The sequence below is a fragment of the Telluria sp. B2 genome, from assembly GCF_051789535.1.
Classification (GTDB): Bacteria; Pseudomonadota; Gammaproteobacteria; order Burkholderiales; family Burkholderiaceae_D; genus Telluria.
Genome location: NZ_CP196525.1, coordinates 5333178 through 5353825, shown reverse-complemented (window position 1 = coordinate 5353825; position 20648 = coordinate 5333178). Strand labels below are relative to the sequence as shown.

Annotated in this window: 14 protein-coding genes; 7 read left to right on the top strand and 7 right to left on the bottom strand. The window is 66.3% G+C overall.

The window, feature by feature from the left end:
• The first annotated feature begins 46 nt into the window (after positions 1–46).
• From ACSUZJ_RS23620 to ACSUZJ_RS23610, 3 genes are all read left to right on the top strand, one after another.
• Positions 47–1099, top strand: coding sequence for an aminopeptidase (locus ACSUZJ_RS23620; protein ID WP_499412102.1), 1053 nt, complete (start codon positions 47–49; stop codon positions 1097–1099).
• A gap of 175 nt (positions 1100–1274) precedes the next feature.
• Positions 1275–2972 (top strand): long-chain fatty acid--CoA ligase, encoded by a 1698-nt coding sequence (locus ACSUZJ_RS23615; protein WP_499412100.1) that lies wholly within the window; start codon positions 1275–1277, stop codon positions 2970–2972.
• A 216-nt stretch (positions 2973–3188) separates the two neighbouring features.
• Positions 3189–4871: a long-chain-fatty-acid--CoA ligase gene (locus ACSUZJ_RS23610; protein ID WP_499412099.1), complete on the top strand. Its 1683-nt coding sequence runs from the start codon at positions 3189–3191 to the stop codon at positions 4869–4871.
• Between the two features lie 288 nt (positions 4872–5159).
• On the opposite strand, the gene ACSUZJ_RS23605 is transcribed toward ACSUZJ_RS23610, so the two are convergent.
• Positions 5160–6731, bottom strand: coding sequence for an alkaline phosphatase D family protein (locus tag ACSUZJ_RS23605; RefSeq protein ID WP_499412098.1), 1572 nt, complete (start codon positions 6729–6731; stop codon positions 5160–5162).
• A 22-nt stretch (positions 6732–6753) separates the two neighbouring features.
• A complete protein-coding gene (locus tag ACSUZJ_RS23600; protein ID WP_499412097.1) occupies positions 6754–7194 on the bottom strand; it encodes an acyl-CoA thioesterase in 441 nt (146 codons plus the stop codon).
• Between the two features lie 62 nt (positions 7195–7256).
• Here ACSUZJ_RS23600 and ACSUZJ_RS23595 point away from each other — a divergent pair, with 62 nt between their 5' ends.
• Positions 7257–9107, top strand: coding sequence for an ABCB family ABC transporter ATP-binding protein/permease (locus ACSUZJ_RS23595; RefSeq protein ID WP_499412095.1), 1851 nt, complete (start codon positions 7257–7259; stop codon positions 9105–9107).
• A 241-nt stretch (positions 9108–9348) separates the two neighbouring features.
• On the opposite strand, the gene ACSUZJ_RS23590 is transcribed toward ACSUZJ_RS23595, so the two are convergent.
• The 3 genes from ACSUZJ_RS23590 to ACSUZJ_RS23580 form a co-directional block, all read right to left on the bottom strand.
• Positions 9349–10434: a type II asparaginase gene (locus ACSUZJ_RS23590; protein ID WP_499412094.1), complete on the bottom strand. Its 1086-nt coding sequence runs from the start codon at positions 10432–10434 to the stop codon at positions 9349–9351.
• A 35-nt stretch (positions 10435–10469) separates the two neighbouring features.
• On the bottom strand, positions 10470–11753 hold the full coding sequence (locus tag ACSUZJ_RS23585) for a metal-dependent hydrolase family protein (RefSeq protein WP_499412093.1): 1284 nt from the start codon (positions 11751–11753) through the stop codon (positions 10470–10472).
• A 75-nt stretch (positions 11754–11828) separates the two neighbouring features.
• The gene (locus tag ACSUZJ_RS23580) at positions 11829–13097 is read right to left on the bottom strand and encodes a dicarboxylate/amino acid:cation symporter (protein ID WP_499412091.1); all 1269 of its coding nucleotides are present in this window, start codon (positions 13095–13097) and stop codon (positions 11829–11831) included.
• 195 nt (positions 13098–13292) lie between these two features.
• Here ACSUZJ_RS23580 and ACSUZJ_RS23575 point away from each other — a divergent pair, with 195 nt between their 5' ends.
• Complete coding sequence (locus ACSUZJ_RS23575) at positions 13293–14018, top strand: amino acid ABC transporter ATP-binding protein (RefSeq protein ID WP_499412089.1); 726 nt, start codon at positions 13293–13295, stop codon at positions 14016–14018.
• Between the two features lie 39 nt (positions 14019–14057).
• Here the strand turns inward: ACSUZJ_RS23575 and ACSUZJ_RS23570 are convergent, their stop codons facing one another.
• Complete coding sequence (locus tag ACSUZJ_RS23570; RefSeq protein ID WP_499412087.1) at positions 14058–15113, bottom strand: AraC family transcriptional regulator; 1056 nt, start codon at positions 15111–15113, stop codon at positions 14058–14060.
• Positions 15110–15970 carry a GGDEF domain-containing protein gene (locus tag ACSUZJ_RS23565; protein WP_499412086.1) on the bottom strand — a complete coding sequence of 287 codons (861 nt, stop codon included), beginning with the start codon at positions 15968–15970 and terminating at the stop codon, positions 15110–15112. Before ACSUZJ_RS23565 ends, ACSUZJ_RS23570 begins: the two co-directional genes overlap by 4 nt.
• Before the next feature lie 289 nt (positions 15971–16259).
• Between ACSUZJ_RS23565 and ACSUZJ_RS23560 the strand changes: the two genes are divergently transcribed.
• The gene (locus tag ACSUZJ_RS23560; RefSeq protein WP_499412085.1) at positions 16260–18755 is read left to right on the top strand and encodes a TonB-dependent receptor; all 2496 of its coding nucleotides are present in this window, start codon (positions 16260–16262) and stop codon (positions 18753–18755) included.
• The gene (locus tag ACSUZJ_RS23555; RefSeq protein ID WP_499412084.1) at positions 18755–20632 is read left to right on the top strand and encodes a phytase; all 1878 of its coding nucleotides are present in this window, start codon (positions 18755–18757) and stop codon (positions 20630–20632) included. Before ACSUZJ_RS23560 ends, ACSUZJ_RS23555 begins: the two co-directional genes overlap by 1 nt.
• The last annotated feature ends 16 nt before the right edge of the window (positions 20633–20648 follow it).

Here is a 20648-nt window from a genome sequence, read left to right as displayed (position 1 = left end):
TCCCCGATTCTTCCGGCACGCGCTGATCGCAGGCGCGGCCGCCGGAATGCTTGCCAGTTGTTCTACTCTGAATTACTACACCCAGGCGGCGCAAGGCCAGCTTGAACTCCTCTCCGATGCAAGGCCGATCGACGACTGGTTGGCCGATCCCAACACCAACACCTCGCTGCGCCACCGCCTCGAAACGGCGCGCCAGATCCGCCTGTTCGCGGTCCAGAAGATGGGCCTGCCGGACAACGGCAGTTATAAAAACTACGCCGACCTGAAGCGCAAGTACGTGTTGTGGAACGTGGTCGCCACGCCCGAACTGTCCCTGAAACCCCTGCAATGGTGCTTCCCGGTGGCCGGCTGCGTGAACTACCGCGGCTACTACAACAAGGACGACGCCCAGGCCTACGCGAACGAATTGCGCGCCCAGGGACGCGACGTCGAGGTCGGCGGCGTGAGCGCCTACTCGACCCTCGGCTGGTTCAGCGACCCGCTGATTTCCACCTTCATCAACTATCCGGACGCGGAACTGGCGCGCCTGATCTTCCACGAGCTGGCGCACCAGGTGGTCTATGTGCCGGGCGACTCGCGCTTCAACGAGTCCTTCGCCAGCGCGGTGGAAGAGGCCGGCGTCGAGATGTGGCTGGAGAAGTTCGGCAACCCTGCCATGCGCGAAGCCTATGAACGCTACTCCACGCGGCGCAAGGATTTCCTGAACCTGCTGCTGAAGTACCGCCGCGAACTCGAGCGCACCTACGCGTCGCCGGTCGGCGACGAGGACAAGCGCATCGCCAAGGCGCGCTTGTTCCTGGCGCTGAAGGACGAGTACCAAGTCCTGAAGGCGAACTGGGGCGGCTATGCCGGTTACGACCGCTTCTTCGCCGAGCCGCTGTCGAACGCCCACCTGGCCTCGATCGCGACCTACAACGACTACGTGCCGGCCTTCCGCGCGCTGCTGCGAAAGGAGAAGGATTTCCGTCATTTTTATCGCCAGGTCAACAGGATGGCCAAGCTCGACAAGTCGGATCGGATGGCGGCGCTGAAGGTGCTTGACGTCACTGCGCCGAGTGCGCCGGTTATGGTGCAGCGCAGCACCAGCGCCATGCCGTAACACGCCGCGTAGAGTCCCTGTTCCAATTAAGGCAAAAGCGCTTGCGCGCAAGCGCGCTGCCCGATAGCATCATATGCGGCAATAGCAAAGGCATAAGCACGCACGTTCGGTTTGCAAATATTATTTGACAATGTGAACCTAACGACAACGATACTATTGGAGACAGGGGCATCTGATGGACAAAATTTGGCTGAAGTCATATCCGGCTGGCGTGCCAGCTGAAATCAACCCGGATCAATACCGATCTCTCGTCCACATGCTGGAAGAGTCCTTCCAGAAGTACGCACACAACAATGCGTATGTTTGCATGGACAAGTTCCTGACCTACGCCGAACTCGACGCCTGCTCGAAGAAGCTGGCTGCCTGGCTGCAAAGCCGCGGCATGGCCAAGGGCGCCCGCGTTGCGGTGATGATGCCCAACGTCCTGCAGTACCCGATCGCGATCGCCGCGATCCTGCGCGCCGGCTACACCGTCGTCAACGTCAATCCCCTCTACACCCCGCGCGAACTCGAGCACCAGCTGAAGGACTCGGGTAGCGAAGCGATCATCGTGCTCGAGAACTTCGCGCACACGCTCGAACAGGTCTACAAGAACACCCCGGTGCGCCACATCGTGGTCGCCAGCATGGGCGAGCTGCTCGGCGGCGCCAAGGGCATGCTGGTCAATTTCGTGGTTCGCAACGTCAAGAAGATGGTGCCGGACTTCGCGCTGCCGAACATGGTGCGCTTCAAGGATGCGCTGGCCCAGGGCGCGAAGATGCCGTTCACGGCGCCCGAGCTGACCTCCTCCGACATCGCCTTCCTGCAGTACACCGGCGGTACCACCGGCGTCTCGAAGGGCGCCACGCTGACCCATCGCAACATCATCGCCAACGTGCTGCAGACCGAGGCATGGGCGCAACCGGCGCTGACCCAGCCGCCGGTGGTCGAGTTCCCGACCATTGTCTGCGCGCTGCCGCTGTACCACATCTTCGCGCTGACGGCCTGCGCGATGTGGGGCATGCGCGTCGGCGGCCTGAACATCCTGATCCCGAACCCGCGCGACATCCCGGGCTTCATCAAGGAACTGGGCAAGTACAAGATCACCATGCTGCCGGCCGTGAACACGCTGTACAACGCACTGGTCAACCACCCGGATTTCGCCAGCCTCGATTTTTCCAGCCTGAAGACCGCGAATGGCGGCGGCATGGCTGTGCAACAGGCGGTTAATGACAAGTGGAAACAAGCAACTGGCAAGAGTATCATTGAGGGTTATGGCCTGTCGGAAACTTCGCCGGTGGCCACCTGCAACCGTGCCGATGAGCAGGGCTTCACCGGCACCATCGGCCTGCCGGTGCCGTCGACCGACATCGCGATCCTGGACGACGACGGCAATGTGCTGCCGGTCGGCCAGACCGGCGAGATTGGCATCCGTGGTCCGCAGGTGATGGCCGGCTACTGGAACCGTCCGGACGAGACCGCCAAGGTGATGACCGCCGACGGCTTCTTCCGGTCGGGCGACGTCGGCATCATGGACGAGCGCGGCTACGTGAAGATCGTCGACCGCAAGAAGGACATGATCCTGGTGTCGGGCTTTAACGTCTACCCGAACGAACTGGAAGGCGTGATCGCCAGCCACCCGGGCGTGCTCGAATGCGCGGTTGTGGGCGTGCCGGACGAGCATTCCGGCGAAGCAGTGAAGGTGTTCGTGGTGCGCAAGGACCCGAACCTGAGCGAACAGGTGCTGATGGACTACTGCAAGACGCAGTTCACCGGCTACAAGAAACCGAAGTACATCGAATTCCGCGACGAACTGCCGAAGACCAATGTCGGCAAGATTCTGCGCCGGGCCCTGCGCGACGAGCAGCAAGAGAAGCAGAAGCAGGCAGCCTGATGTAGAACCAGAGGGTGTGAAAAAGACTTTAGGGCAAGGGTTGCGGCCATCCGACGCGTCGTCGAAGACAGTACGAGGGTACGGCGAGACGATGCAACGCAGCCATGGAGGATTTTTCGCAGGCTCTTAGGCGCGAGTTCGGCCGGCAAAGCCGCCCGTGATCCGGGCGGCTTTGCGTTTAATTGAACACACCAAGTTTAGAAGGCGAGGCATCAGATGGACAAGTTTTGGCTCAAGTCGTACCAGGCAGGCGTGCCGGCGGAGATCGACCCGACGCAGTACCGCTCCCTGACCCATTTGCTGGAAGAGTCCTTCCGCAAGTACGCTGACCAGAAGGCCTTCGCCTGCATGGACAAGGTCATCACCTACGGCGACCTGGACCGCATGTCGCAGCAGATGGCGGCCTGGCTGCAAAGCCGCGGCCTGCAGCCGGGCGCGCGCGTGGCGATCATGCTGCCGAACGTCCTGCAATACCCGGTCGCGATGGCGGCCGCCCTGCGCGGCGGCTACACCATCGTCAACGTCAATCCGCTCTACACCCCGCGCGAACTGCAGCACCAGCTCAACGACGCGGGCGCCGAGGTGCTGGTGGTGCTGGAGAACTTCGCCCACACCGTCGAGCAGGTGATCGCCAATACCCCGGTCAAGCACGTCGTGGTCGGCACCATGGGCGATTTGCTGGGCGGCGTGAAGGGCGCGATCGTCAACTTCGTCGTGCGCAACGTCAAGAAGATGGTGCCGGCCTGGTCGTTGCCCGGCCACACCGGTTTTAAAAAGATGCTGGCCGAGGGTGCGCGCCTGACGTTCAAGCCGGTCAAGCTGGGCCACGACGACATCGCCTTCCTGCAGTACACCGGCGGCACCACGGGCGTCTCGAAGGGCGCCGTGCTGCTGCACAAGAACGTGCTGGCCAACGTGCTGCAGAACGAAGCCTGGTTCGGTCCGTCGCTGTCGAACGCCCCGGCCGGCAAGCAGCTCGAATTCATGTGCGCGCTGCCGCTGTACCACATCTATGCGCTGACCGTCTGCGCGCTGCTGGGCATGCGCCTGGGCGCGATGAATGTCCTGATCCCGAACCCGCGCGACATGGACGGCTTCATCAAGGAACTGGGCAAGTACAAGATCAACGTCTTCCCGGCCGTGAACACCCTGTACAACGGCCTGGTCAACCAGCCGGCCTTCGCCAGCCTGGACCACTCCACTTACCTGGTCTGCCCGGGCGGCGGCATGGCCGTGCAGCAGGCCGTGGCCGACAAATGGCTGAAGCTTACCGGCACCCCGATCGTCGAAGGTTACGGCCTGTCCGAGACCTCGCCGGTGGTCACCGCCAACCGCTGCGACATCAGCGATTTCACCGGCACCATCGGCCTGCCGCTGCCGTCGACCGAAGTGCTGATCCTCGATGAGGCGAACAACCCGGTCCCGTTCGGCCAGTCCGGCGAGATCGCCGTGCGCGGCCCGCAGGTGATGGCGGGCTACTGGAAGCGCGACGACGAGACCGCGAAAGTCATGACCGCCGATGGCTTCCTCAAAACCGGCGACATCGGCATCATGGACGAGAAGGGCTACACCCGCATCGTCGACCGCAAGAAGGACATGATCATCGTCTCGGGCTTCAACGTCTACCCGAACGAAGTCGAGAACGTGGTCGCCTCGCATCCGGGCGTGCTGGAAGTGGCCTGCGTCGGCGTGCCGGACAAGCACTCGGGCGAAGCCGTGAAACTCTACGTGGTCAAGAAGGACCCGAAGCTGACCGCCGAAGACCTGCTGCACTTCTGCAAGGACGAACTGACCGGCTACAAGCGCCCGCGCCACATCGAGTTCCGCGACACGCTGCCGAAGACCAACGTCGGCAAGATCCTGCGCCGCGAGCTGCGCGACGAGAAGCAGACGGCTTGATGCCTCATCTTTGAGAAAAAGCGGCATCTCCGCCTGAATCGGGGATGCCGTTTTTTTATTGTTTGCACGGACCGTAGGGTGGGCACTCCGTGCCCACGCGAAAGCGTGATCAGCGTCGGTGGCTGATTTGTCGCGAATGGCGCATATCGCCGGCAGCGACAAATGCGTCGTGCCAGCGTTTCCATGATGGTTAGCGCATCGAGCGGACAGCGGCGGCCACGGACTACGGACAAGCACGTAACGCGTGGGCACGGAGTGCCCACCCTACGGTCGAGGTCTCCTATGCATTCAGCCGCGGACGATGCGCGGCCTGCCGTCCTGCACGGCGAACGCGGCCAGTACCGACTGGCGCGTCTGCGCATCGCGCACATCGTCGAGCGCCATGAAGCGCGCTTGGGTTGCGGCCGGCGTGACATCGAGCAGCATGTAGCCGCGCCGGTCGCTGCGCCCGTACAGGATGTGCGGATTGCGTTCCACGTTCTCCTGGGTGCGCGCCTGTGGACGCGAGCTCGAGGTAACCGAGGTGCCGCAGAGTTCGGCCGCAACGACCGGGTTCGCTTTCGACACCGGCCGCGCAAAATCGCGCCGCAGTTCGGCCGCATAGAAGGTGTGGACGTCGCCCGACAGCACCAGCGGATTGCGGGCGCGGCTTTTCGCCAGGGTGTCGAGCAGGCGCCGGCGCGCCGCCGGGTAGCCGTCCCAGCCATCGGTCCAGAAGCGGCCGTCATCCGGCGAGCGCACCGGCACGCCGCTCGACTGCGCCATCAGGGTCTGCTGGGCCAGGATGTTCCAGCGCGCCCGCGAGGACGATAAACCCTGCGCCAGCCAGGCTTCCTGTTCCAGCCCCAGCATCGTGCGTGCGGGATCGCGCAGCTCGGCGCAGGCGCGCGCCAGCACCACGTTCGAGCCGCCGCGACCGGGCTTCGAGCAGGCCAGCGGCGAGCGATACTGGCGATCGTCGAGCAGGTGAAAGCGCGCCAGCCGGCCCCAGTCATAGCGCTGGAACATGCGCAGCGCGCCAAAGCTGCGCGGCGCCGGCAGGCGCAGCGGCATGTGTTCGTAGAAGGCCTGGTAGGCGCTAGCGCGGCGCGCTGCGAAATCCGGCGCCAGCTGCTCGTCGACGTCGCGCGCATAATCGTTGGCGACCTCGTGGTCGTCCCAGGTCACGATCCAGGGCGCGGCGAGGTGCGCGGCCTGCAAATCCGGGTCGCTCTTGTACTGCGCATAGCGGGCGCGGTAGTCCGCCAGCGTGAACGACTCGTGCGAGCGCACCGCGCGCGGCGGATGGCGCAGCTGGTAGGGGCCCCATTCATAGATGTAGTCGCCAAGGAAGGCGACCAGGTCGGGCGCGGCGGCGGCAATGTGGCGGTGCGCCGCATAGTGGCCGAATTCCCAGTGCTGGCAGGAGGCGACCGCCAGCCTGAGCCGGGCCGGCATGACGTCGATCGCGGGCGCGGTGCGCGTGCGGCCGACCGGGCTGACGGCGTCGCCCAGCATGAAGCGGTACCAGTACCAGCGATCAGGCTTCAGGCCGGTCGCATCGACGTGCACGCTGTGGGCCAAGGCAGGGGAGGCGGTGGCGCTGCCTTTCGCGGCGATCTTGCGGAAAGCTTCGTCCTCTGCCACTTCCCAGCGCACGGTCAGGGCGAGCGGCGGCGCCGACGCCTCGTTCAGCGGATCGGGCAGGATGCGCGTCCACAGGATCACCGCGTTGGGCTGCGGCGAACCGGAAGCGACCCCGAGAGAGAACGGATAGGAAGGACCGGCAGCACTGGCGCTGGCAGTGAAACCGAGCCCGGTTCCAGCCGCAGCGGCGAGGCGCGCCGCGTCGAGCAGGAAGGTCCGACGCGCCTCATGCATGGTTGGGGCTGACTGCTGCGCCTTACTGCTGGTGCGAGATCAGCGATTCCAGCGGCGGCAGCTGGCGCGGCTTGCGGTCCGGGCCGGTGGCGACATAGGTCAGGGTCGCCTCGGTCACCTTGACGATGTTCGACTGCAGGCGGTTGCGCTCGGCATAGACCTCGACGTAGACCGTGATGGAGGTGTTGCCAACCTTGACGATATCGGCGTAGAACGACAGCAGGTCGCCCACGAACACCGGGTTCTTGAACAGGAAGGAGTTGACCGCGATGGTGGCCACGCGGCCATTCGCGCGGCGGGTGGCCGGCAGCGAGCCGGCGATGTCGACCTGGGCCATGATCCAGCCGCCGAAGACGTCTCCGTAGACGTTGGCGTCCGGCGGCCCCGGCATCACGCGCAGCTGGGGGATCTTCCCTTCAGGCAGGCGGTTGGTCGGGGCGGCATCGTTTTCTGGCGTGGTCATCTTGTTTTTCCGTGAAAAGCTACAATCGTCCCGAATTGAACCATAAATCCCGGACCCCTGCCATGCGACGCTCCTCCACCAGTTCCCTCCCGCCGCCCGATAACAAGGACCGGCAGCGCACCGACTGGGCCACGCTGCGCACGCTGTTTCCCTACCTCTGGGTCTACAAATGGCGCGTGATTGCCGCGCTCGGCGCCCTGATCGGCGCCAAGATGGCCAACGTCGGCGTGCCGCTGGTCCTGAAACAACTGATCGACCAGCTCGCCATCGACCCCGCGCACCCGCAGGCTTTGCTGGTGCTGCCGGTCGGCGCGCTGATCGCCTACGGCCTGCTGCGCCTGTCGACCACGGTCTTCACCGAACTGCGCGAATTCCTGTTCGCCCGCGTCACCCAGCGCGCGGTGCGCACCATTGCCCTGAAGGTGTTCCGCCACCTGCATGCGCTGTCGCTGCGTTTTCACTTGAACCGCCAGACCGGCGGCATGACGCGCGATATCGAGCGCGGCACGCGCGGCGTGAATTCGCTCATCTCCTACTCGCTGTTCAACGTGCTGCCGACCCTCGTCGAGATCACGCTGGTGCTCGGCTACCTGGTGCTCAACTACGACATCTGGTTCTCCCTCATCACGGCCGGCGCGCTCGTCACCTACATCACCTTCACGGTGGTGGTGACCGAATGGCGCACCCACTTCCGCCGCACGATGAACGAGCTCGACTCGAAAGCCAACACCAAGGCCATCGACTCGCTGCTGAACTATGAAACGGTGAAATACTTCGGCAACGAGGACTACGAAGCCAAGCGCTACGACCAGGGCCTGCAGCACTACGAGAACGCGGCGGTACGCTCGCAGACCTCGCTGTCGGTGCTGAACACCGGGCAGTCCTTGATCATCGCCACCGCCGTCACCCTGATCCTGTGGCGCGCGACGGAGGGCGTGATCGCCGGCACCATGACCCTGGGCGACCTGGTGCTGGTGAACTCGTTCATGATCCAGCTGTACATTCCGCTGAACTTCCTGGGCGTGATCTACCGCGAGATCAAGCAGGCGCTGGCCGACATGGAGCGCCTGTTCGGCCTGCTCGACCAGAACCGCGAGGTGGCCGACTCACCGGGTGCGAAGCCGCTGGTGACGAAAGGCGCGCGCGTCGAGTTCTCGCATGTCGAGTTCAGCTACGAGGCCAAGCGCCAGATCCTGTTCGACGTCGACTTCGCGATTCCCGCCGGGACCACCACAGCCGTGGTCGGCCACAGCGGCTCGGGCAAGTCGACCCTGTCGCGCCTGCTGTTCCGTTTCTATGACGTGAACAAGGGATCGATCAGCATCGACGGCCAGGACATCCGCAGCGTGACCCAGGAATCGTTGCGCGCCCACATCGGCATCGTGCCCCAGGACACGGTGCTGTTCAACGACACCATCGAGTACAACATCGCCTATGGCCGGCCGGGCGCAAGCTGCGAGGACATCGTGGCGGCGGCGCGCGCAGCCTCGATCCACGACTTCATCGAAAGCCTGCCGGATGGCTACGCGACCATGGTCGGCGAACGCGGCCTGAAGCTGTCGGGCGGCGAGAAGCAACGGGTGGCGATTGCGCGCACCTTGTTGAAAAATCCGGCGATCCTCATCTTCGACGAGGCGACCTCGGCGCTGGACTCGAAGTCGGAACAGGCGATCCAGGGGCAGTTGAAGGAGATTGCCCGCAATCGCACCACGCTGGTGATTGCGCACAGGCTATCGACGATCGCGGATGCGCAGCAGATCATCGTGCTCGACCACGGGAAGATCGTGGAGCGCGGCACGCACCAGAGTTTGCTGGCGGCGCGCGGTTTGTATGCGCAGATGTGGGAGCGCCAGTTGGCGCGGCCGGATGAGGAGTTGGCGTCGCCGCCGTTGGAGTTGCAGGGAGTGAAGTAGGTCCCGTGCGGGAGGACGTGGCGCTGTTGCGTGGGCCGCTATCGGTTCGCATGATCCGCGTGGGCACGAGTGCCCACCCTACGGGACACGCTGCGTATCCGGGTTTCGTATGAACTCGCTGTTGGCGGTGACCGTAGGGTGGGCTCTCGAGCCCACGCGGATTCAACCCACCACGAACAGATCACGCAACAGCGCCACTACCGATGCGAACCGGCTGTACGCCGATCCGCCAACACACCGATCAATACGTGCCGAACATCCGCTGGATATCGCGGGTATTGTTCGTCTTGGTCAGCGCCAGCATCAGCAGGATGCGCGCCTTCTGCGGCGACAGGTTATCTCCCGCCACGAAGTCCAGCTCATCGTCATTCGCCTCGCCATTCCTCGCCACGATGCCCTGGCCGACGCGGCTCGAACGCACGATGACCACGCCCTTCTTGCGCGCGGCGGACAATGCCGGACGCACCTTGGCCGGCAGCGAGCCATTGCCCACGCCTGCATGCACCAGGCCCTTCGCGCCCGCAGCCACCAGTGCCTCGACCGCCACCGGACCCACGTTCGCGTGCGCATACGCCACTTCCACCTGCGGCAGGGTCGACAGATTCATCACGTCGAACTCGGTCTCCACCGTGTGCTTGCGCGTCGGCTGGCGATAGAAATAGGGCTTGCCGCCCTGGATATAGCCCAGCATGCCCAGGTCGCTCGCCTTGAAGGTGTCGGCCGTGGTGGTGTTGGTCTTGGTGACGTCGCGCGCGGCCTGGATCTGGTCGTTCATCGCGACCAGCACGCCATGCCCGACAGCTTCCTTCGAGCCGGCCAGCACCACCGCGTTGTACAGGTTGATCGGGCCGTCGGCCGACAGGGCGGTGGACGGGCGCATCGAACCCACCACCACCACCGGCTTCCTGCTCTTGACGACCAGGTTCAGGAAGTAAGCCGTCTCTTCCAGCGTGTCGGTGCCGTGCGTGATCACGATGCCGTCCACGTTCTGCTGCGCCAGCAGGGTGTTGACGCGCTTGGCCAGCGCCAGCCAGTGCTCGTTGCCCATGTTCTCGCTGGCGATCTGGAACACCTGCTCGCCGGTGACGTTGGCGACCTTGGTGATTTCCGGAACCGCCGCGATCAGCGCCTGCACGCCGACCGTGGCAGCGGTGTAGCCGACGGTCGTGGTGCTGGTTGCGCCGGTGCCGGCAATGGTGCCGCCGGTGGCGAGGATGGTGACATTCGGCTTGTTGGCGACCGACGTCTGGGCCTGGGCCGCGATGGCAACACAGAACAGGAACCCGAACAGCGCGGCGGCCGAGCGGGCGGTTTTCTGGAACAGCATGCTACTTCTCCTTAAACGTGGCGTCCCGAAGCCGATTACAGCTTCTTGTAGACGACGCCTTCTTTCATCACAAACTGGATTTGCTCGAGCAGTTTCACGTCGCGCAGCGGGTCGCCGTCCACGGCGACGATGTCGGCCGCGTAGCCCGGCGCGATCATCCCCAGGCGTTGCGGCTGGTCGAGCAGGATGGCGGCGTGAACGGTGGCCGCGCGGATCGCGTCGATCGGCGTCATGCCGGCTTCGACCATGTAGCCGAATTCCTTCGCGTTCTCGCCGTGCGGGAACACGCCGGCATCGGTGCCGAAGGCGATCTTCACGCCGGCTTTATAAGCACGAGCAAACGTCGCCTGCAGCTGCGGGCCGATCGCCGCCGCTTTTGGACGCACCAGGGCCGAATAATAGTTCGGGTCCTTGGCCTTGTCGGCGACATAGCGGCCGGCCGAGATGGTCGGCACGTACCAGTGGCCGGTCTTCTTGAACAGGGCCACGGTCTCGTCGTCCATCAGGGTGCCGTGCTCGATCGAGTCGACGCCGGCGCGCAGGGCGCGCTTCATGCCTTCGGCGCCGTGGGCGTGGGCGGCGACGCGGAAACCGTAGTCCTTGGCGGTGCTGACGATGGCTTTCAGCTCGTCCTCGGTGTACTGCGAGTTCTGGCCGCTGGCAGCCTGGCTCAGCACGCCGCCGGTGGCGGTGATCTTGATCAGGTCGGCGCCTTCCTTGTAGCGCTGGCGCACGGCCTGGCGGCCTTCTTCCGGGCTGTCGATCACGCCTTCCTCCGGACCCGGGGTGCCGACCTTCTCGCTCAGGAAGTGCGACAGGTTGTTGGTCGGATCGGCGTGGCCGCCCGTTGTAGCGATCGATTTACCGGCGGTGAACATGCGCGGGCCGGGAATCGCGCCGGCCGCGATCGCGCGTTTCAGCGACACGTTCAGCCCATCCTGGGCGCCGAGGTCGCGCACGGTCGTGAAGCCGGCCAGCAGGGTGCGCTCGGCGTACTTCACGGAGCGGAAGGCGAGGTCGGCCGGGTCGGCGGTCAGGCGGTCGCGGTAGGAATCGACCACGGGCTGGGTTTCGCTGGTGAGGTGCACGTGCATGTCGATCAGGCCCGGCAGGCAGGATTTCGTGGACAGGTCGATGTGATCCGCTCCCCGTGTCATCGGTCCGACCGACTTGATGGTGCCGTCCTCGATCACGATGCTGACGCGCTCGCGCCAGGCGCCGCTCTTGACGTCGAGCAGGCGGCCGCAATCGACCGTCTGGGTGGCGGCGTGGGCGCCGTTCAGGGAAAGCAGCAAACCTGCCGCGACCAGCTGTTTCATGTGTTCTCCTCCATCTCGTTTTTATAAAAAAAGGCCTCCCATTGCTGGAAGGCCTCGGTAGTATTCGATGCGGGACTAGCGCAGCGGCGACGTCGCGACGTCCTTGTGCGGGACAGGCTTCTCGAGGTCGCCTTCCCACTTCGCCACCACGGCGGTGGCGATGCCGTTGCCGATCACGTTGGTGGCCGAGCGGGCCATGTCGAGGAAGTGGTCGATGCCCAGCAGGAGCAGCAGGCCCGCTTCCGGGATGTTGAACTGGGCCAGGGTCGCGGCGATCACCACCAGCGAGGCGCGCGGCACGCCGGCCATGCCTTTCGAGGTCAGCATCAGCACCAGCATCATCATGATCTGGGTCGTCAGCGGCAGTTCGATGCCGTAGGCCTGGGCGATGAACACGGCGGCGAAGGTACAGTACATCATCGAGCCGTCCAGGTTGAACGAATAACCGATCGGCAGCACGAAGGCGGCCAGGCGGTTCTTGACGCCGAAGCGCTCCAGGCCTTCCAGGGTTTTCGGGAAGGCCGCTTCCGAGGAAGCGGTCGAGAAGGCGAGGATGGTCGGTTCCTTCAGTTCCGAGATCAGGCGCAGCACGCGCGGGCCGAGGAAGGCCATGCCGATCAGGATCAGCACCACCCACAGCAGGATGATGCCGAGGTAGAACTCGGCCATGAAGATGCCGTAGGTGGACAGCACGCCCAGGCCGCTCTTGGCGACGATGCCGGCCACCGCCGCGAACACGGCGATCGGCGCGAAGTTCATCACGTAGCCGGTGACCTTCAGCATGATGTGGGCGATGCCGTCGACGGCGTCGATCAGCGGCGTGGCGCGGGCGCCGACCGCGGCGGCGGCGGTGCCGAAGAAGACCGAGAACACGACGATCTGCAGGATCTCGTTCTTGGCCATGCCGTCGACGATCGAGGACGGGATCAGGTGGGTGATGAATTCCTTGAGCGTCAGGCCGGTGGTGACGATGTCGGTTTTCGCATCCATCGGCGGCGCCATGCCGGCCAGGTGCATCGCGTCGCCCGGACGGAACAGGTTCACCAGGACCAGGCCCAGCGACAGCGAGATGACCGAGGCGATCACGAACCAGCCCAGCGCCTTGATGCCGATGCGGCCGACTTCCTTGGCGTCGCCCATCTTGGCGATGCCGACCACCAGGGTCGAGAACACCAGCGGCGCGATGATCATCTTGATCAGGCGGAGGAACATGGTCGTCACCAGCGCCAGCGTGTCGGCGAAGCCTTTCGCGTCGTCCATGGTGGTATTGGCAACGTAGCCGACGACGACGCCGAGCACGAGGCCGATCAGGATGTAAGTGGTGAGGCGGTTTCGATTGTTCATGTGCGTCCTGTGGTCGACCTGCGTTCTGTCCTGCTGCGCCGGGATTCTTGGTCCTGGTACCGCCGGGGCTGGGGCAAAATGGGGTAGTTCTGCGTGCGAACGGGATTCGTTCTGATTATCTTGGCAAGTTCCGCAGTATCCTAGGCACTGTTGGTGCTGTCAAGCACGCCCAAGGGCTTGAAACGATTGGTAAACATGATTGAAATAGACAAGGTCAGCAAGTGGTATGGCGACTTCCAGGTGCTTGCCGAATGCAGCACGCATGTGGCGCGCGGCGACGTGGTGGTCGTGTGCGGCCCCTCGGGCTCGGGCAAGTCGACCCTGATCAAGACCGTCAACGGCCTCGAGCCCGTCCAGCAGGGCGCGATCCGCGTCGACGGCGTGCTCGTCACCGACCGCAAGACCGACCTGCCGAAACTGCGCGCGAAGATCGGCATGGTGTTCCAGAACTTCGAGCTCTTTCCCCACCTGTCGGTGCGCGAGAACCTGACGCTGGCCCAGGTCAAGGTGCTCGGCCGCAGCAAGGCGGAAGCGGTCGAACGCGGCCTGGCCTACCTCGACCGCGTCGGCCTGCTGGCGCACCAGGACAAGTACCCGAACCAGCTCTCGGGCGGCCAGCAGCAGCGCGTCGCCATCGCCCGCGCGCTGGCAATGGACCCGGTGGCGATGCTGTTCGACGAACCCACCTCCGCCCTCGACCCCGAGATGATCGGCGAAGTCCTGGACGTGATGGTGAATCTTGCCCAGGACGGCATGACCATGATGGTGGTGACCCACGAGATGGGCTTTGCGCGGAAAGTCGCCGACCGCATCGTCTTCATGGACCACGGCCGCATTGTCGAGGACACCCCGAAGGACGCCTTCTTCACGTCGCCCAAATCCGAGCGCGCCCGCGAGTTCCTGGCGAAGATCATCCATTGAATGGCGCCGCCGGCCGGGCCGTATGCGTGCTGCATGCGTTCATGCACTGGCGGACAGGCCCTGCAGCCCGGCGAACCAGCTCAGCTCTCCGTCCAGCGCGGCGCGGATCGGCGCCGGCGTCAGCCCGGTCCAGCGCTTGAACGAGCGCCGGAAGTTGGCGGCATCATGAAAGCCCAGGTAGCGCGCCACTTCCTCGTTGTCGGCGCGCTCGACCTGGAACAGCCACAGCGCCATATGGGTGCGTACCTGGTCGAGCTCGGCCTGGAAATGGGTGTGGTGGCGCAGCAGCTGACGCTTGAAGGTCGCCGGACTGACGCCGAAGTCGCTCGCGGTGCGCTCCAGCGTCGGCCCCGCGCGCACATGCGCGAGCAGGTAATCGTAGAGCGCGGCGAGCAGCCCGGGGGCGCGCCGTGCTTCCTGTTCGGCAGCCTGCCGGGCAAGGCGCGAAGCCAGCTCGCTGGCGCGCGGCCACGGCCGGTCGAGCCAGGACGCGGGGAGCAGCATGGCGTCGAGCTGGCAACCGAAACGCAGCTCGGCGCCGAGATGGACCTGGTGCTGCTCGAGGTGGCGCGGGGCGCCGCGGTTGAAGCAGAAGCGCCACGGCAGGCGTTCTCCGCCCAGCCAGCGGCACAGCGCAACCACGGCAGTCATGTACATCTCGACCAGGGCCGGACGCAGGCCGGGCGCGCCATAGGCGTCGACCCAGTACAGCAGCGCGACTTCACCCCAGGTTTCGAAACGTGGGCGCAGCAGCGGTGTCAGGTGCGCGTGGAAGCGGCACAGGGTCTGGAGCAGCACGCGCAGGTTCGGCGCCTGCACCAGCGCATGGCTGGCCGCGCCATCGTGGCCCGGCAGCAGCATCTGGCCCAGCATGAAACTGGTTTCCGGGCTGTCCAGGATGCGCAGCGTATTGGCCAGTTGCTGCAGGTACTGGGCAGGGGAGATCAGCTGGTCGGCGTCGAGGCCCGCAACCAGGCCGGTATTGCGCAGCAGGTCGGCATCGCTCGCTTCGCGCGAGCGGCCGTATTCGAGCGCCAGCGCCGGCTGCTGGCGCGCCGGGATCGACGGTTCCCCTGCCGGCTGCCAGGCGATCACACCGCGTCCATCTGGCGGCACAGGGTGGCCAGCAGCGCATCCGGCGCGCCGCGCGCGGGGGCGCAGCCGTAACGCAGCGTCAGCGCTACCCGTTCGCCCGCCGCATGGTGGCGCATCGCCGACACCATGCGGCACAGGTGGCGGGCGGCGTCGTGCGCCTCGGGCTCGGCGACGCCCGGCATCAGCACGGCGAAGCGGTCGCCGGCATAGCGGCACAGCAGGTCCTCGTTGCGCAGGTTCAGCAGGAGCATGTGCGCCACCGCCTGCAGTACGCGGTCGCCCTCGGCATGGCCATGCTCGCGGTTGATCCGGTGGAAGGCATCGATATCGAACAGCACCAGCGCGCAGCCGGCCTTGTCCTCGCGGCGGGCTTCCAGGGCGAGCTGCTGGCGCAGGTAGGCGGCATCGGCCAACTGGGTGATGCCGTCGAAAGGGCGATGGCTGCGGAACAGCCGCTCGCGCTTGCGCATGTGGTCGGACAGTGTGGCCTGCTCATGGCGCCAGTACACCAGTCCTGCGGTCAGGACCAGCATCCCGAGCGGCAGCAGGGATTCCAGCGCGTTATCCCACAGGACGCCGCGCTCGATATCGATCATCTCGTCCAGGCAATCGGCCCAGGAACCCAGCATGATGCAGGCCAGGCCGCCCGCCAGCAGGCGCGTGACGCGGCCGTCCGGCCGGCTGCTCAGGACGAGCTGGCACCACAGGGCCGCCAGCAGGGCGGTGCCGCCCTCGCCGGCGATATCCATCCAGTTCCACTGGGCGACCGGAATGGCTTGTCCGGTTGCGGCGAACAGCAAGGTACAGGCGCCAACCAGGCTGGCGACCAGGAGGGCAGGGCGGATCAGGGCGTGCATAGGAACCGATGGCAGGAGACGGATCGCCGAACATAGCGCAGGCATGTGACCGCAGGATGACAGGATGACAAGCCGTTGCATCCCGGCCCGGGGTCCAAACGGCTCACCTCAGCGTGCGCCAGCGTGCCTGCCGCACCGGCTTTGCGCGCGGTTCCCCGGCGAGGCCGGGTCAATTCGGCTCATTCGACGCCGCTACAAGGCTTGCGGCCGGGCCGGCACCGGAAGCGGTCACCGATACGTCACATTCGCCCACGACAATCCGCCCCACATCAACCAACCCTGTGCTCCCATGCGCCATCTAGCCCTACCCGCCGTGACCGCCAGCCTGCTGGCCGCCGCCGGCGTCCATGCCGCCGAACCGGCGAGCGTGATCGTTACCGGACAGCGCGCCAGCCTCGCGCGCGCCATCGCCGTCCAGGAACAGGCCGACCATATCGTCAGCGTCGTCAGCAGCGACGACATCGGCCACCTGCCCGACAAGAACGCCGCCGAAGCGCTGGCGCGGGTGCCCGGCGTGTCGGTCCAGCGCGACCAGGGCGAAGGCCGCTACGTCGTGGTGCGCGGCCTGGACGCCGACTACAACAGCGTGACCATCAACGGCGCGCTGGTGCCCTCGCCGGAAGCGACGCGCCGTGCGGTGGCGCTCGACGTGCTGCCGGCGGGCCTGGTGCGCTCGCTGGAAGTGTCGAAGTCGCTCACGCCGGACCAGGATGCGAACTCGCTGGGCGGCAGCGTCGAGGTCAAGACCCTGTCCGCCTTTGACCTCCCGGGCAGCCTGCTCAGCGCCGGCACGGCCGTCAGCCGCGACAGCAACACCGGCCAGAACAGCCCGAGCGCCAACCTGCTCTGGGCCCAGCGCTTCCTGGATGGGAAACTCGGCGTCGCGGCCGGGGTGTCGGGCGAAAAGCGCAAGTTCGGCTCCGACAACGTCGAAACCGGCGGCGCCTGGGATGGCCGGCGCCTGTCCGGTTTCGAGCTGCGCGACTACCTGCCCCAGCGCGAGCGCCGCGCCGCCGCCGTGAACCTCGACTACCGTCCGGACGCGGCGACCAGCGTCGCCCTGCGCGGCTTCGTCAGCCGCTTCTCGGACGACGAGGTGCGCGACCGTCTCACCGTGAGCAACTTTGACGGCGACGACGTCGCCGAGGGCGACACCGACAGCGCGCGCGTCGAGCGCCGCCTGCGCCAGCGCAAGTACACGCAGGAGATCCGTTCGCTCACCGGGTCGCTCGACCACCGATTCGGGAATGCCTGGCGACTGCATCTGGAGGCGGCGCACAGCCGCGCCACCGACGACACGCCGGATGCGATCAGCGATGCGCGTTTTCGCGGCGAGGACGACTTCGAGGGGATCGGCTTCACGAATGGCCGCAAGCCGCGCCTGGTCGCGCCGGCCGCCGTGTTCGATCCGGCCAGCTACGGGCTGCACACGCTGGCGCTGGAACGCAGCCACGCCAGCGACACCACCCGCCAGTTGCGCCTGGACCTGCAACGCGACTTCGAGCTGGGCGACTGGGGTGCTGCCGTCAAGTTCGGCGCCAAGGCGACGCGGCGCGACAAGGACAACGACACCGATGCATGGGAGTACGGCAGCGACGACCCGGAAGACGGCGACTACTTCGGCGCCGGTCCGACCTCGATGAGCGCCTTCGTCGGCCCCCGCCAGCTGGACTACAAGCTGGGCAGCATCGGTTATGCGATCGATCCCGCCCTGGTGCGTGCGCGCCTGGCCGGCCTGGCCCGCGATCCGGCGCGCGTGGCCGACGAGTCCGCGCTGGACGATTTCGCCATGGCGGAAGACATCGATGCCGCCTACCTGCAGGCCAGCCTGCGCCGCGGCGCCTGGTCGCTGCTGGCCGGCGTGCGTGCCGAGCGCACGCGCTTCCGGGCCCTGGGTTCGCAGGTGTCGGAAGACGAGATCACGCCGCGTTCGGCCAGCCGCTCCTACACCAACTGGCTGCCGGGCATGCACCTGCGCTACGACATCGACAGGGCCACCAGCCTGCGCGCCGCGTGGAGCAACTCGGTGGTGCGCGCCAACTTCAGCCAGCTGGCGCCGGGCATCAGCCTGGACGGCGAGGACGAAGCCACCATCGGCAACCCGGAGCTGGCGCCGCTGCGTTCGCACAACCTGGACTTTGGTCTCGAGCGCGTCATCGGCAGGGAGGGCGTGGTGTCGGCCTATGTGTTCAACAAGGAGATCCGCGACTTCACCTACGCCACCAACCTGGCCGGCAGCGGCGCCTGGGCCGATTATTCCAGCGCGGTCTCGTACGCCAACGGCGGCAAGGCCCGGGTGCGCGGCATCGAGCTGGCCTGGCAACAGCCGCTGCGGATGCTGCCGGCGCCCTGGAACGGCCTGCTGGTCGGCATCAACGGCAGCCTCACCCAGTCGCGCGCCAGCATCGATAGCGCGGCCGGAGGCGGCATCCGCGCCGCGCGCAGCATCCGCATGCCGGGGCAATCCAGGCGCACCGGCAACGCGATGGTCGGCTACGAAGCCGGCCCGTTCAGCGCGCGCCTGGCGCTGAACTACAAGTCACCCTATCTGCTGGAACTGGGCGAGGACGTGCTCGACGCCGGCCAGGACCGCTACGTCGACAGCCAGAAGCAGCTGGACTTCTCGATGTCGTGGAAGCTGGACAAGCGCTGGCAGCTGACCTTCGACGCCAGCAACCTGAACAACGAGAAGTACTACGTCTACCAGGGCGACAAGGCGCGCAACGCGCAATACGAACAATATGGCCGCACCTACAGGATCGGCCTGAAAGCGAGCATCTTCTGATGAAAAAATCTCTTTTCCTTGCTTTGCTGGCAGCAGTGCACGCTGGCGTGCCGGCCGCGCCGGCATCCCCGGCGGCGCTGGCCGCGCCGGCCTCCCTCACTGCCCCTGCCGTACCGGCCCTCGTGGCCGATGCCGAACAACTGGCCGCGCTGCCCGGCGGCGCCTGGCTGGCCCTGGACAAGCACGCCCTGCGCCTGGTCGGCGCCGATGGCCGCGAGCGCGCCAGCCTGGCCATGCGCGCCGAGCAGCTCGACCTGCGCCTGAGCGAGGGCGGCGCGCTGGCCGTGGTGATCGATTCCAACGCCGAGCGCGTGCAGCCGGTGCGCGTCGACCTGCGCCAGGGCGCACTGACCGCGCTGCCGCCCCTGCCGGAAGCCGGCTTCGGCATCGAGGCCGCCTGCATGTACCGCGATGTCCAGAACCTCGACCACGTATTCGTCGTCGGCAAGGATGGCCAGGCGCAGCAGTGGCTGCTGGACGGCGGCTACCGGATGGTGCGCCGCCTGGCGCTGCCGACCGCGGTCGAACTGTGCCGCGTCGACGACGCGCATGCCACCCTGTTCGTCGCGGAGGAGGGGTTCGGGCTGTGGGCGTATGGCGCCGAAGCCGAAGGCCCGTCGGCGCGTGCCGCGGTGGGGCTGCGGGCCCCGCTCGGCAAGCTCGATGGCGAGATCGGCGCGCTTGCCGTGCTGCCGGGCGGCGTGGCCGCGCTCGACGACAAGGGGGCGCTGCACGCCTGGCGCCGCGACGGTGCGAAGTGGCAGGCGCTGCCGGCCCGGGCGCTGGGCGTGAAACAGCTGCTCGCGCTCGAGCCGTCGTCGGCGCGCCTGATGGTCCGGACCGGCAAGGGCTGGCAGGCGCCGGCGCTGGCGTGGAAAGCCGGCAGCGCACCTCCGGCGCAACTGCCGGTCGTGCTGCCGCGCATGCAGACCGCACCGGTCGCACGCCTGGGCGACGCCGCCGACGATCCGGCGATCTGGGTCCATCCGGGCGATCCGGGCCGCTCGCGCATCCTGGGCACCAACAAGAAGCAGGGCTTGCTGGTGTACGACCTGCAGGGCCGCCAGACGCAGTTGCTGGAAGCGGGCCGCCTGAACAACGTCGACCTGCGCCAGGACCTGCGCTTCGGCGACGAACGCTTCGACCTGGCGCTGGCCACCCAGCGCGACGAAAATGCGATGGTGCTGTTCACCATCGACGCGCAAGGCGTGCTGGCCGAAGCGGCGCGCCTGCCGACCGGATTGAAGGACATCTACGGCACCTGCGTGCTGCGCACTCCCGAGGGCGGCCTGGATGCCTTTGTCAACGACAAGGACGGACGCTACGAGCACTATCGCATCACGCGCAGCGGCGGACGTTTCGGGGCCAGCCTGGCGCGCCGCTTCCGCGTCGCGACCCAGCCCGAAGGCTGCGTCGCCGACGACCGCAGCGGCCTGCTGTTCGTCGGCGAGGAAAAGCGCGGCCTGTGGGTGACCTCGGCCCGCGCCGACCAGCCGGCGACGCTGAAGATGGTGCTGCCGGTGGGCGCGGTGCTGCATGCGGACGTCGAAGGCATGGGCATCTACCATGGCGCCGAGCGGAGCTACCTGGTGGTGTCGAGCCAGGGCAACAACAGCTACGTGGTGCTCGATGCGGCGCCGCCGTTCGCCGTACGCGGCGCCTTCCGCATCGGTATCGATGCGGAAGGCGGCATCGACGGGGCATCCGAAACCGATGGCCTGGAAGTGACGTCGGCCAATCTCGGCGGTCCGTATGCGCGCGGCATGCTGGTGGTGCAGGACGGCTTCAAGCGCCTGCCGGACGGGCCGCAGAACTTCAAGGCCGTGGCCTGGGAGGACATTGCCAGGGCATTGAAGCTGGAGGGCGGCGCGAAGTAAGGCAGTGGCCCGGGAT

Bases quoted from the DNA above. Each gene is read 5' to 3' on its own strand.
- ACSUZJ_RS23620 (WP_499412102.1), top strand. From the start codon at position 47: ATGCTTGCCAGTTGTTCTACTCTGAATTACTACACCCAGGCGGCGCAA.
- ACSUZJ_RS23615 (WP_499412100.1), top strand. From the start codon at position 1,275: ATGGACAAAATTTGGCTGAAGTCATATCCGGCTGGCGTGCCAGCTGAA.
- ACSUZJ_RS23610 (WP_499412099.1), top strand. From the start codon at position 3,189: ATGGACAAGTTTTGGCTCAAGTCGTACCAGGCAGGCGTGCCGGCGGAG.
- ACSUZJ_RS23605 (WP_499412098.1), bottom strand. From the start codon at position 6,731: ATGCATGAGGCGCGTCGGACCTTCCTGCTCGACGCGGCGCGCCTCGCC.
- ACSUZJ_RS23600 (WP_499412097.1), bottom strand. From the start codon at position 7,194: ATGACCACGCCAGAAAACGATGCCGCCCCGACCAACCGCCTGCCTGAA.
- ACSUZJ_RS23595 (WP_499412095.1), top strand. From the start codon at position 7,257: ATGCGACGCTCCTCCACCAGTTCCCTCCCGCCGCCCGATAACAAGGAC.
- ACSUZJ_RS23590 (WP_499412094.1), bottom strand. From the start codon at position 10,434: ATGCTGTTCCAGAAAACCGCCCGCTCGGCCGCCGCGCTGTTCGGGTTC.
- ACSUZJ_RS23585 (WP_499412093.1), bottom strand. From the start codon at position 11,753: ATGAAACAGCTGGTCGCGGCAGGTTTGCTGCTTTCCCTGAACGGCGCC.
- ACSUZJ_RS23580 (WP_499412091.1), bottom strand. From the start codon at position 13,097: ATGAACAATCGAAACCGCCTCACCACTTACATCCTGATCGGCCTCGTG.
- ACSUZJ_RS23575 (WP_499412089.1), top strand. From the start codon at position 13,293: ATGATTGAAATAGACAAGGTCAGCAAGTGGTATGGCGACTTCCAGGTG.
- ACSUZJ_RS23565 (WP_499412086.1), bottom strand. From the start codon at position 15,970: ATGCACGCCCTGATCCGCCCTGCCCTCCTGGTCGCCAGCCTGGTTGGC.
- ACSUZJ_RS23560 (WP_499412085.1), top strand. From the start codon at position 16,260: ATGCGCCATCTAGCCCTACCCGCCGTGACCGCCAGCCTGCTGGCCGCC.
- ACSUZJ_RS23555 (WP_499412084.1), top strand. From the start codon at position 18,755: ATGAAAAAATCTCTTTTCCTTGCTTTGCTGGCAGCAGTGCACGCTGGC.